General features: G+C 68.5%; 10 protein-coding genes. 6 read left to right on the top strand and 4 right to left on the bottom strand.

Annotation, left to right across the window (positions count from 1 at the left end):
* Nucleotides 1-16 precede the first annotated feature (16 nt).
* The 3 genes from BM353_RS12805 to BM353_RS12795 all read right to left on the bottom strand — a co-directional run bounded on the left by BM353_RS12805 (nucleotide 17) and on the right by BM353_RS12795 (nucleotide 2,742).
* On the bottom strand, nucleotides 17-1,387 hold the full coding sequence (locus BM353_RS12805; RefSeq protein ID WP_092081624.1) for a glutamate--cysteine ligase: 1,371 nt from the start codon (nucleotides 1,385-1,387) through the stop codon (nucleotides 17-19).
* A 123-nt stretch (nucleotides 1,388-1,510) separates the two neighbouring features.
* Complete coding sequence (locus BM353_RS12800) at nucleotides 1,511-2,017, bottom strand: hypothetical protein (RefSeq protein ID WP_092081622.1); 507 nt, start codon at nucleotides 2,015-2,017, stop codon at nucleotides 1,511-1,513.
* Nucleotides 2,017-2,742, bottom strand: a complete 726-nt coding sequence (locus tag BM353_RS12795) for a 16S rRNA (uracil(1498)-N(3))-methyltransferase (protein ID WP_092081494.1) — start codon at nucleotides 2,740-2,742, stop codon at nucleotides 2,017-2,019. Before BM353_RS12795 ends, BM353_RS12800 begins: the two co-directional genes overlap by 1 nt.
* A 12-nt stretch (nucleotides 2,743-2,754) precedes the next feature.
* Here BM353_RS12795 and ubiA point away from each other — a divergent pair, with 12 nt between their 5' ends.
* The 3 genes from ubiA to BM353_RS12780 are packed head-to-tail and all read left to right on the top strand — an operon-like array spanning nucleotide 2,755 to nucleotide 6,043.
* Complete coding sequence (gene ubiA, locus BM353_RS12790) at nucleotides 2,755-3,735, top strand: 4-hydroxybenzoate octaprenyltransferase (protein WP_092081492.1); 981 nt, start codon at nucleotides 2,755-2,757, stop codon at nucleotides 3,733-3,735.
* Nucleotides 3,736-3,795: 60 nt separating this feature from the next.
* Entirely contained in the window at nucleotides 3,796-5,730 is a 1,935-nt protein-coding gene (locus BM353_RS12785) for an OmpA family protein (protein WP_092081490.1), read from the top strand.
* Nucleotides 5,717-6,043, top strand: a complete 327-nt coding sequence (locus BM353_RS12780; RefSeq protein WP_092081488.1) for a hypothetical protein — start codon at nucleotides 5,717-5,719, stop codon at nucleotides 6,041-6,043. The genes BM353_RS12785 and BM353_RS12780 overlap by 14 nt, the downstream gene beginning before the upstream one ends.
* 9 nt (nucleotides 6,044-6,052) lie before the next feature.
* Here BM353_RS12780 and parA read toward each other — a convergent pair whose 3' ends face one another.
* On the bottom strand, nucleotides 6,053-6,694 hold the full coding sequence (parA, locus tag BM353_RS12775) for a ParA family partition ATPase (RefSeq protein WP_092081486.1): 642 nt from the start codon (nucleotides 6,692-6,694) through the stop codon (nucleotides 6,053-6,055).
* Between the two features lie 153 nt (nucleotides 6,695-6,847).
* On the opposite strand from parA, the gene BM353_RS12770 reads away from it, so the two are divergent.
* From BM353_RS12770 to BM353_RS12760, 3 genes are read left to right on the top strand one after another with little or no spacing between them, the layout of a single operon-like run.
* Nucleotides 6,848-7,915 carry an AI-2E family transporter gene (locus BM353_RS12770; protein ID WP_092081484.1) on the top strand — a complete coding sequence of 356 codons (1,068 nt, stop codon included), beginning with the start codon at nucleotides 6,848-6,850 and terminating at the stop codon, nucleotides 7,913-7,915.
* Nucleotide 7,916: 1 nt separating this feature from the next.
* Nucleotides 7,917-8,612 (top strand): P-loop NTPase family protein, encoded by a 696-nt coding sequence (locus tag BM353_RS12765; protein WP_092081482.1) that lies wholly within the window; start codon nucleotides 7,917-7,919, stop codon nucleotides 8,610-8,612.
* Between the two features lie 60 nt (nucleotides 8,613-8,672).
* The gene (locus BM353_RS12760) at nucleotides 8,673-10,847 is read left to right on the top strand and encodes an RNA degradosome polyphosphate kinase (RefSeq protein ID WP_092081620.1); all 2,175 of its coding nucleotides are present in this window, start codon (nucleotides 8,673-8,675) and stop codon (nucleotides 10,845-10,847) included.
* Nucleotides 10,848-10,983 lie beyond the last annotated feature (136 nt).

Raw genomic sequence — 10,983 nt, 5'->3', positions numbered from 1 at the left:
GCTCATTTTGACAAGATCAATAGGAATAGTCGTCGTAAATCCGGGTAAGATCGCCGCCCCAATCGCCGCCGTAGCGCGCCAGCAGCTCATCGGCCGGGGACATGCCCGTCTCGAGGCTCTCTTTCAGCGCGTTGAGGAAATGCGTCTCGTCCGGCACCAGCCCGCCCGAGCCGGGCCGCGCCCGCGCCCGCAGGCCCTGTTCCGAAATCGCCACCGCCTCGCGCGCCAGCTCCAGCATGTCGATCGTTCCGACCTTCGCCTGAAGCCCGTCCACCGACGCCGCCACCCGCAGCGCCTCACGCGTCTGCGCATCCCAACCCTTGACCAGATCCCACGCCGCATCGAGCGCCGCCTGGTCATAGGTCAGCCCGACCCAGAACGCCGGCAGCGCGCAGAGCCTGCGCCACGGGCCGCCATCGGCGCCGCGCATCTCGATGAATTTCTTCAGCCGCGCCTCGGGGAAGATCGTCGTGAGATGATCGGCCCAATCGCTCAGCGTCGGTTTCTCGCCGGGCAGCGCCGGCAGCTCGCCCTTGAGGAAATCGCGGAAGGATTGCCCCAGCGCGTCAACATAGACCCCATCGCGGTAGACGAAATACATCGGCACATCGAGCGCGTATTCGACCCAGGCCTCGAAGCCGAACCCCTCGTCGAAGACAAAGGGCAGCATCCCCGTCCGGGCGGGATCGAGATCGCGCCAGACCCGGCTGCGCCAGGATTTGTGCCCGTTCGGCTGGCCTTCGAAAAACGGAGAGTTGGCAAAGAGCGCCGCGGCCACCGGCTGCAGCGCCAGCGCCACGCGCATCTTCTGCACCATGTCCGCCTCGGTCGAGAAATCGAGATTGACCTGCACCGTGCAGGTCCGCCGCATCATCACGCGGCCCATCGTCCCGACCTTTTGCATGTAGCCGTCCATGAGCTTGTAACGCCCCTTGGGCATCAGCGGCATCTGCTCGTGGGTCCAGATCGGGGCCGCGCCAAGCCCGATGAAGCCGGCGCCGATCTCGTCGGTGATGTCCTTGACGTCGGCGAGGTGCGCGTTGACCTCGTCGCAGGTCTCGTGGATCGTCTCCAGCGGCGCGCCCGACAGCTCCAGCTGCCCGCCCGGCTCCAGCGATATGTTCGCCCCGCCCTTGGTCAGGCCGATGATCTTGCCGCCCTCGTCCACCGGCGCCCAGCCGTGGCGATCGCGCAGGCCCTCGAGGATCGTCCGGATCGAGCGCGTGCCCTCATAGGGGAGCGGCTCAAGCGTGTCCTTGCAGTAGCCGAACTTCTCGTGCTCCGTCCCGATCCGCCAGCCGGCCTTGGGCTTGCATCCCGCGGCGAGATATTCGGCGAGCTGTGAGGGGTGCTCGATCAGGCCGCCGCCAGACTGGGGAATGGACATCGGGTTCGTCTCCGCTTCCGTCACGCCCCGGCGGGCGCGGTTCACTTTGCGCCCTCAGGCGGGCATCGCTCCGGCACCGGGCCGGGCAACGGGGCCAACAGTTGGTGCGAAACCGCGCGGGTGTCAATGTAGCCGGTAGTGTGTAGCGGTCCAGATCGTGACGACCCGGCCCCGCCCGGCCTTGAGCTCGGCGAGCATGCGCTCCGTGCGCAGCCCCGGCAGGGTGGCGAAGGCGTCGAACAGTGCCTCGGCGCCGGTCGCGTTCACCGGAATGTGAAGCGCGGGCTGTCCCGGCTGGTAGAGCACCCACTGCGCCGGATGGCCCGAGGGGTCGAGGTCGAGCCGGCTGAGGCTGCGCAGCGCCACGGCCCCGCCGCTCACCGGGCCGAGGTAGGTCACCTGCCCCTCGTCGAGATCGACCACACCGGGCCCGCCGGTGGCCCGGAAGAACCGTGCTCGCTGTATGCCAGCAAAGCCGAGCGCGACACCGAGGAGCACGAGACCCCAGCCGACCCAGCTCAACAGGCCGACGCGGCCAATGGCCCAAAAGAGCCCCAGCACCACCAGCGCGGTGCCCGCCAGCACCTCGCGCCAGCGTTTGATCTGCGCCATCGCCTCGGGCCGGAACATCAGCGCCAATCCCCCAAGGCCATCTGCCAGAGCGTCATCGCCGCGACCGCCGCCGTATCGGCGCGGAGGATCCGGGGCCCGAGGCTGACCACATGGGCAAAGGGCGCTGCCTCCAGCCGGGCGCGCTCGGGCGGTGAAAAGCCCCCTTCCGGCCCGATGAGAATCGCCCAGGGCCCCGGCGCGGCATCCGCCAACCCGACCGCCTCGCCCACACGCGTCTCGTCGCAAAACATCAGCTTGCGCCCTTCGGGCCAGTCGTCGAGCAGCCGGACAAGCTTCTCGAGCCCGGTCACCTCCGGGACAAACGTCCCCCCGCATTGCTCGGCGGCCTCGACCGCATGGGCCTGCAGCCGGTCCTGCCGGATGCGCTCGGAATTGGTGTAGTCGGTCTGGACCGGGACGATCCGGCGCGCGCCCATCTCGGCGGCTTTCTCGACGATGAAATCGGTGCGCGCCTTCTTGATCGGCGCAAAGAGGAGCCACAGGTCCGGCGGCATCGCAAGCGGGGCCGTCTGCGCGACGCAGCGCGCCGCCGCGCCGCGTTTGCCCGCCTCTGTGAGCTCGGCCAACCACTCGCCATCGCGCCCGTTGAACAGCGCGATCCGCGCGCCCACCCCGAGCCGCATCACCGCCACGAGATAGCGCGCCTGATCCGCTCCCAGAGCAAGGGTTTGCCCCGCGGCCAGATCCTGCGATACGTAGAGCCTGACTTTTGCCTGTGTCATGAGGTCCCTTCTATGCCCGCCACGCCCGATGCGCCAGAGACGGAACGCACCGCCCCGGAGGGCCAGGTCTCGGACGCGGTCCGCGGCAACTGGGTCGACACCCGTGCGCCCGAAGCCTTGCGCCCCTACCTGCGCCTGTCGCGGGCGGACCGGCCGATCGGGACGTGGCTTCTGCTCCTGCCCTGCTGGTGGGGGCTGCTGCTGGCGATGCTCCATACCGGCCGCGCCGGCTGGGCCGATCTGTGGATCGCGCTGAGCTGCGGCATCGGGGCATTCCTGATGCGCGGCGCGGGCTGCACATGGAACGACATCACCGACCGCGAGATCGACGGGCGCGTCGCCCGCACCCGTTCGCGGCCGATCCCCTCCGGCGCGGTTTCGGTGCGCCAGGCCCTCGCCTGGATGGCGCTTCAGGCGCTCACCGCCTGCGCGATCCTGCTGACCTACCGCAGCGCCGCGATCCTGTTGGGCGTGCTCGCGCTCTTGCCCGTCGCGGTCTACCCGTTTGCCAAGCGCTTCACATGGTGGCCTCAGGTCTTCCTCGGCATCGCCTTCAACTGGGGCGCGCTGCTGGCCTGGACGGCCCATGCCTGGGCGCTCGACTGGCCCGCCATCGTGCTCTACCTCTCGGGCATCGCCTGGACGCTGTTTTACGACACGATCTACGCCCATCAGGACACCGAGGACGACGCGCTCATCGGGGTGAAATCCACCGCCCGGCTCTTTGGCAAGGAGTCGCCGCGCTGGCTGCGGCGCTTCGCGGCGCTCACGGTGATCGGCATGGCCATCGCCGTCTGGGGCGCCACGGCGGAGGCAAGCGCGGCCGCGCGGGCGGTGGCGCTTCTGGGCCCGCTCGCCATCGGCGCGCATATGGTCTGGCAACTGCGCCGCTTCGCGCCCGAGGATTCGGGCGTGCTGTTGCGGCTCTTCCGCGCCAACCGGGACGCCGGCCTTCTGCCTGTGCTGATTTTCGCCGTCGCGCTGCTGATGTGATTGATGCGCCGCGGGCAAGCTCGTACATAAAACGCCGATGTCGTCTATCCGGGGTTTTCCATGCGCCTTCCCGCAAGCCTGATACCCGCCGCCGCGTTCCTCTGCGCCGCGGCGATCTGCGTGGTGGGGGCGGTCTTCGCCGCCACGCTGATCGAAACCGTCTCCAGGGACGACGTGCGCGCCGCGCTGGATGATGCGGGGTTCGACTGGGCCGAGGTCGAGGCCGACGGGCTGAACATCATCCTGCGCGGCACCGCCGAAGACGAGATGGCCCGCGTCGCGGCGCAATCGGCGGCGGGCCACGTGGTCGATGCCTGGCGCGTGGACAACCAGATGACCGTCCGCCCCGCGACATCGCTCGCCCCGCCCGCCTTCTCGGTCGAGATGCTGCGCAATGATGCGGGCGTGTCGCTCAACGGGCTCGTACCCGTCGGGACAGACCGAGAGGCGTTGGCCGAGGCGCTGGAGGCCGCCGGGCCGGTGCGCGATTTCCTCGACGTGGCCGACTATCCCGTCCCCGAATCATGGGAGCCCGCCCTGCGCTTTGCGGTCGGGGCGCTCGCGATGCTGCCCCGCACCCAGATCTCCGCCAGCGCCGAGAGCGTCGAGATCAAGGCCATCGCCGACAGCGCCGAGCAAAAGCTCCGCTGGGAGCTCGATCTCGCCCGCCGCGTGCCCCCGGGCATCGCGCATACGCTCGACATCTCCGCCCCGCGCCCCGTCATCACCCCCTTCACCCTGCGGTTCCGCATCGACGAGACCGGCGCGAAATTCGACGCCTGCTCGGCCCATACCGAGGAGGGCCGCGCCCGGATCCTCGGGGCGGCGCGCGCGGCGGGGCTTGAGGCGGACGTTCCGTGTCGCCTCGGGCTCGGCACGCCCTCGCCCCGCTGGCCGGATGCGGTGGTCCGCGCCATCGGCGCGCTGGCCGAGCTCGGCCGGGGCAGCGTCACCTTCTCGGATGCCGATGTGGAGCTCGTCGCCGCCGAGGGCACGCCGCCGGCGCTGTTCGACCGCGTTGTGGGCGAGTTGGAAACCGGGCTGCCGGAGGTCTTCAGCCTCCGTTCCACGCTGGAAGCCACGCCCGAAACCACCGAGGAAGGCCCGCCCGAATTCACCGCCACCCGCAGCCCCGAAGGCGCGGTTCAACTGCGCGGCCGGCTCCCGGACGAGACCTCGCGCCAGCTTGCCGACAGCATCGCCAAGGCCCGGTTCGGGGTCGAGCGGGTCTACACCGCCGCGCGCATCGACACCGCGCTCCCGCAAGGTTGGGCGCTGCGGGTGCTGACCGGGATCGAGGCCTTCGCCGAGCTCGACAGCGGCATGCTGCGGATCACGCCCGACAGCCTGACCATCTCCGGCGAGACCGGCAACCCCGAGGCCTCGGACGAGATCGCGAGCCTGCTGGCGCAGAAGCTCGGCGACGCGGCGGGCTACGAGATCGACGTGACCTATCGTGAGGAGCTGGACCCGAACAGCGCCCTGCCGAGCCCGGAGCAATGCATCGCCGAAATCGCGGCGATCAGCGCGGTGAGCAAGATCACCTTCGAGCCTGGCTCTGCCACCATCGACAGCTCCGCGCGCGAGACGCTGGATGATATCGCCGAGGTGTTGCTGGCTTGCGGCGATCTGCGCATCGAGATCGGCGGTCATACCGACAGCCAGGGCCGCGAATCGATGAACCAGCAACTCTCGCAACAACGGGCGCAATCGGTGCTCAACGAGCTGCTCGCGCGGCGGGTCTCCATCTCCGGCTTCACCGCCGTGGGCTATGGCGAGGCGCAGCCCGTGGCCGACAACGGCACCGCCGAGGGGCGCGAGGAAAACCGCCGGATCGAATTCAAGCTGATCGAGCTTGAGGCGGAAAATAGTTCCGAACCGGCTCTTGAAAGCGACGGCCAATCGGGAGAAACAGAGGCCACGCCGCCCGAGGAGGACAACCCGGAGGCAGCCCCCGACACAGCGCAAGAGGCACAAGGCGATGAGCAGGACTGAACTGATCGTGACGACGGCCATCGTGCTTTTCGTGGCCTTCGCCCTCGGTTGGTTCGCCCACTGGCTCGTGCACCGGTTCACCCGCGTCTCGCGCAGCGATATCGATGAGCTGGAGCGCATGGCGCAGGAGCTGCACGAGGCCGAAGAGACCCGCGATCAGGCGATCACCTATCTGCAGCAGCGCGAGGCGGAGCTGACCAACCAGCTCAGCCAGACCGAGGCCGAACTCTCCGCCGCGATGGACGGGCTGCGCGATGCGCGCAGCGAGACCGAAGATCTGCGGATGCGCCTGAGCAGCGCGGGCCAAGGCTGAGGCAGGCGCTCAGTCCAGTTTTTTCAAGACCGCGAGGACATCCTTCAGGAGCGCGTCCATCTCTTCATGCGCGCGGCTCCGGGGCGCCTCCAGCGCGGCCTTCCCCTCCCCCAGCGTCTGGGCATAGACCACGCGGTTGCCGACCGAGGTGGGCAGGATCTCGGCGCCAAGCTCATCGGCCGCCGCCGCGACTTCCGTCGCCAGCTTCGTCCCCGCCCGCGCCCGCGTCATGACTACACGTGTGGGGACATCCTCGCGCGCCGCCAGATCGAGCACACCGGCCGTGGCCCAGAGATCCACATGCGACGAGGCCACCGGCACCAGCACCAGATCCGCCGCGCGCAGCGCCGGGCGCAGATCGCTGTCGGCCTTGGGCGGCGTGTCCACGATGACGATATCCGCGTCGCGCGCGAGCTTGCCCGTCTCATAGGCCACGCCCCAGGCCGAGGCGGTGGCGAATTCCATGTCCGGCGCGCCGTCCCGGGCCTCCAGCCGCGTCATGAACCAGCGCCCGAGCGAGCCCTGCGGATCAGTGTCGACCACCGCAACCGATTTGCCGGACCGCACGAAGGCGACCGCGAGGTTGACCGCCAGCGTCGTCTTGCCGGCCCCGCCCTTTTGCTGCGCGATGGTGATGATTTTACCGGCCATGAACCCACCCGTCTTTCGCTGTTATCGGTTTTTCTGCGTTGCAGCGTAGCTTATTATCCGAAATCGCGCCAGCCCCGCCGTGCGCCCGCCCGCGATGGCTTGCAACCGGGCGCGGCATGGGCGAAGGCTAGGCATCGTGCAACGAGAGGTCTGATGGCACTTCCAGCGCAACAACAGCTCAAGTACTGGGGCACGGCGACCGTGGCGGTCTGCGTGGCCCTGTGGTTTCTCGGCGATGTGCTGCTGCCCTTCGTGCTCGGCGCGGCGATCGCCTATGCGATTGATCCGCTGGCCGACCGGCTTGAGGCGCTTGGCCTGTCGCGCGCGGCCGCCACGGCGGTGATCTCGCTTGGCGCGCTGCTGCTTTTCATCGTGCTGGGGCTGCTCGTCGTGCCGCTTCTGGTGGAGCAGACCGTCCAGCTGGTGGAGATCGCGCCCCAGCTTTTCAACGACCTGCAGACCTTCCTCAAGGACCGCTTCCCGCAAGTGGCGCAGGAAGACAGCATCGTGCGCAACTCTCTGCAATCGCTGGGCGAGCTGATCCAGAGCCGCGGCGGTGAGCTGCTCCAGACGGTCCTGAGCTCGGCGATGTCGCTGCTCAACGTGGTGATGCTCTTCGTGATCGTGCCGGTGGTGACGTTTTACCTCCTGCTCGACTGGGACAAGATGGTCGCCCGGATCGATGCGCTCCTGCCGCGCGATCATGCCCCCACCATCCGCCGCATCGCCAAGGACGTGGACCAGAACCTCGCCGGTTTCGTGCGCGGGATGGGGCTCGTCTGCATCATCCTCGGCACCTATTACGCCATCGCCCTCATGCTCGTGGGGCTGCAATTCGGCCTCGTGGTCGGCGTCATCGCCGGGGCGCTGACCTTCATTCCCTACGTGGGCGCGCTGGTGGGCGGCGCGCTGGCGCTCGGGCTCGCGATCTTCCAATTCTGGGGCGACTGGCTCTGGATCGTCGCCGTCGCGGCGATCTTCCAGGCCGGCCAGTTCGTCGAGGGCAATATCCTGACGCCCAAGCTCGTGGGCGATTCCATCGGGCTGCACCCGGTGTGGCTGCTGCTCTCGCTCTCGGTCTTCGGGGCGATCTTCGGCTTCATCGGGCTGCTCGTGGCCGTGCCGGTCGCCGCCGCGCTCGGCGTCATCGTGCGGTTCTTCGTCGACCAATACAAGAAAAGCCGCCTCTACCGCGGCGTCTCCGAACCGGACGAGGGCTGACATGGCGCGGCAGTTGCGGTTCGACCTGGCGACCAAACCGGCGCTCGGGCGGGAGGACTTTTTCGTCTCCCCCGCCAACGAGGTCGCGGTGGCGAGCATCGAAGCCTGGGACATCTGGCCCGATCTCAAGCTCGTGCTGACCGGCCCCGCGGGCTCCGGCAAGACCCATCTCGCCCATGTCTGGGCCAACCTGACCGGCGCGCGGATCCTGCGGGCCTCGGCGCTGCGCTCCGACGGGCTCGCCGATCTCGCCAGGGGCCCCGTCGCGGTGGAGGACATCCCCGCCATCGCCGGCCAGCCCGAGGCCGAGACCGCGCTCTTTCACCTCCACAACCTCATGCGCGCCGAGCGCCAGCCGCTCTTGCTGACCGCCCGCGCCCCCGCGCCGCAGTGGCCGCTCACCCTGCCCGATCTGGCCAGCCGGATGCAGGCCACGCACCAGGTCGCGCTCGGGGCCCCCGATGACGCGCTGCTCGCGGCCGTGCTGATGAAGCTCTTCGCTGATCGCCAGATCAACCCCGCCCCGGGGACACTCGACTATCTCCTCGCCCAGATCGACCGCAGCTTCGCCGCCGCCCGTGGTGCCGTCCGCGCGCTCGACGAGGCCGCGATGGACAGAGGGCGCGCGGTCAACAAATCCCTCGCGATCGCGCTGAAATCCGAAGGCAAGCTGGACTTCCCCGCCCCTCCTGGCTGATACTGGCCGGCGATGAACCTCACCGCCACACCCCCGCACAGCTTTCCCGGCAAAGCGCCCATGACCCTCGCGAATTTCCTCACTGCGCCCTTCCCCGAGCCCGTGGAAATCCCCGGCCTCGACATCACCGGCCCGGCGCGGTTCCACAACCGCGAGCTGAGCTGGCTCGGCTTCAACTGGCGGGTGATGGAGGAGGCGGGCAATCCGCGCGTACCGCTGATGGAGCGGCTGCGGTTCATCTCGATCTCGGCCACCAACCTCGATGAATTCTACACCGTCCGCGTCGCCGGTCTGCGCGAGTTGGCTCGCGCCGGCAACACCACGCCCGGCATCGACGGGCTCACCCCGGCCGAGCAGCTGGAGCTGATCAACGCCGAGGCCCGCCGCCTGATGCAGAGCCAGCAGTCGATGCTCGACGGGCTGCTCGCGGAAATGACCTCCGAAGGCATCCACATCCTGTCGCGCCGCGATCTGACCGAGGCCGACCGCGCCGAGCTCGACACGATCTTCCTCGACAAGGTCTTCCCGATCCTCTCGCCGCTGGCCATCGACCCGGCGCACCCGTTCCCCTTCATCCCCAACACCGGCTTTTCGCTGGCGCTGCAACTGGAGCGCAAGGGCAACAAGACGGCGCAGCAGGCGCTCCTGCCGATCCCGGCCCAGATCCCCCGCTTCATCGCCCTGCCCTCCGGCGACGAAACACTGCGCTACCTGCCGCTGGAGGAGCTCCTGCTCGACAACATCAAGCGGCTCTTCCCCGGCTGCAAACTCAAGAGTCACTGCGCCTTCCGCGTGCTGCGCGACAGCGATCTGGAGGTGGAGGAAGAGGCCGAGGATCTGGTGCGCGAGTTCGAGACCGCGCTCAAGCGACGCCGCCGCGGCGAGGTCGTCCGGCTCAAGATCAGCTCCGGCGCGCCCCATGGCCTGCGCGAGGTGATCAGCCGCGAGTTGAAGGTCGGCGAGGAGGAGATCGTCGAGATCGACGGCATGATCGGCATCTCCGCCCTGTCGGAGCTGGTCGAGGCCTCCCCCGCCCGGCTCCTCTGGCCCGGCTTCACGCCGCGCGTGCCCGAACGCGTGCAGGATCACGAGGGCGACATGTTCGCCGCGATCCGCCAGAAGGACATGCTGCTGCACCACCCCTACGAGACCTTCGACATGGTGGTCCGCTTTCTGGAACAGGCCGCGCTCGATCCCGACGTGGTCGCGATCAAGCAGACGCTCTACCGGACCTCCAAGAACTCCCCCATCGTCGAGGCGCTCTGCGAGGCCGCCGAGGCGGGCAAATCCGTCACCGCGCTGGTCGAACTCAAGGCCCGCTTCGACGAGGCCGCCAACATCCGCCAGTCCCGCCGGCTGGAGCGATCGGGCGCGCATGTGGTCTACGGCTTCGTGGATCTCAAGACCCACGCCAAAATCAGCACCGTCGTGCGCCGCGAAGGCGACCGCCTCGTGACCTACACCCACTACGGCACCGGCAACTACCACCCGATCACCGCGCGGTTCTACACCGACCTGAGCCTCTTCACCTGCGACACCGCGCTCGGCCGCGACGCCACCAAGGTCTTCAACTACGTCTCCGGCTATGCCGAACCCGAGACGCTGGAGAACCTCGCCATCTCGCCGCTCACGCTCAAGCCCCGGCTGCTCGACATGATCGCCCGCGAAGCCGAGTTCGCCAAGGCCGGCAAACCCGCCGAGATCTGGGCCAAGATGAACGCCCTCATCGAAGAGGAGGTGATCGACGCACTCTATGCCGCGAGCCAGGCGGGGGTGAAGATCAACCTCGTGATCCGCGGCATCTGCGGGCTGCGCCCCGGCGTCAAGGGGCTGTCCGAGAACATCCGCGTCAAATCCATCATCGGGCGCTATCTGGAACATTCGCGCATCGTCTGCTTCGGCAACGGCCACGGCCTGCCCTCCCGCGCCGCCCGCGTCTTCATCAGCTCCGCTGACTGGATGGGCCGCAACCTCAACCGCCGGGTGGAGACGCTGGTCTCCATCGAGAACCCGACCGTGAAGGCCCAGATCGTGAGCCAGATCATGGCTGCCAACCTCGCAGATGTCGCCCAGAGCTGGCTCATGGCCCCGGACGGCAGCTTTCACCGCGTCGCACTCACCGAAGGCGAGTTCGCCTTCAACTGCCACAAGTTCTTCATGGAAAACCCCTCACTCTCGGGCCGCGGCTCCGCTGGCGCCTCCGACGTTCCCAAGCTGACCCACACCGAAACCTGATCCCGCCGCCCAGCCACCGGGCGCCCGCCGCATGCAGGGTCACCACCCTGCATGCTCATAGGCTTGCGCCGCAGGCGCTCCTTTTGACAGATCGGCAACGCGCCCTGCCTGGGTGACAGACCGCGCGCCTGTGCTA

It is taken from the genome of Poseidonocella sedimentorum (assembly GCF_900116005.1).
In the GTDB taxonomy this organism is placed as follows: Bacteria; Pseudomonadota; Alphaproteobacteria; order Rhodobacterales; family Rhodobacteraceae; genus Poseidonocella; species Poseidonocella sedimentorum.
Note: the sequence above shows the minus strand (reverse complement) of the source record. Positions and strands in the feature narration are given on the sequence as shown.

Coding starts and splice junctions, on each gene's coding strand:
- BM353_RS12805 (WP_092081624.1), bottom strand. CDS start 1,387: ATGTCCATTCCCCAGTCTGGCGGCGGCCTGATCGAGCACCCCTCACAG.
- BM353_RS12800 (WP_092081622.1), bottom strand. CDS start 2,017: ATGTTCCGGCCCGAGGCGATGGCGCAGATCAAACGCTGGCGCGAGGTG.
- BM353_RS12780 (WP_092081488.1), top strand. CDS start 5,717: ATGAGCAGGACTGAACTGATCGTGACGACGGCCATCGTGCTTTTCGTG.
- BM353_RS12760 (WP_092081620.1), top strand. CDS start 8,673: ATGACCCTCGCGAATTTCCTCACTGCGCCCTTCCCCGAGCCCGTGGAA.
- BM353_RS12795 (WP_092081494.1), bottom strand. CDS start 2,742: ATGACACAGGCAAAAGTCAGGCTCTACGTATCGCAGGATCTGGCCGCG.
- BM353_RS12765 (WP_092081482.1), top strand. CDS start 7,917: ATGGCGCGGCAGTTGCGGTTCGACCTGGCGACCAAACCGGCGCTCGGG.
- ubiA (WP_092081492.1), top strand. CDS start 2,755: ATGCCCGCCACGCCCGATGCGCCAGAGACGGAACGCACCGCCCCGGAG.
- BM353_RS12785 (WP_092081490.1), top strand. CDS start 3,796: ATGCGCCTTCCCGCAAGCCTGATACCCGCCGCCGCGTTCCTCTGCGCC.
- BM353_RS12770 (WP_092081484.1), top strand. CDS start 6,848: ATGGCACTTCCAGCGCAACAACAGCTCAAGTACTGGGGCACGGCGACC.
- parA (WP_092081486.1), bottom strand. CDS start 6,694: ATGGCCGGTAAAATCATCACCATCGCGCAGCAAAAGGGCGGGGCCGGC.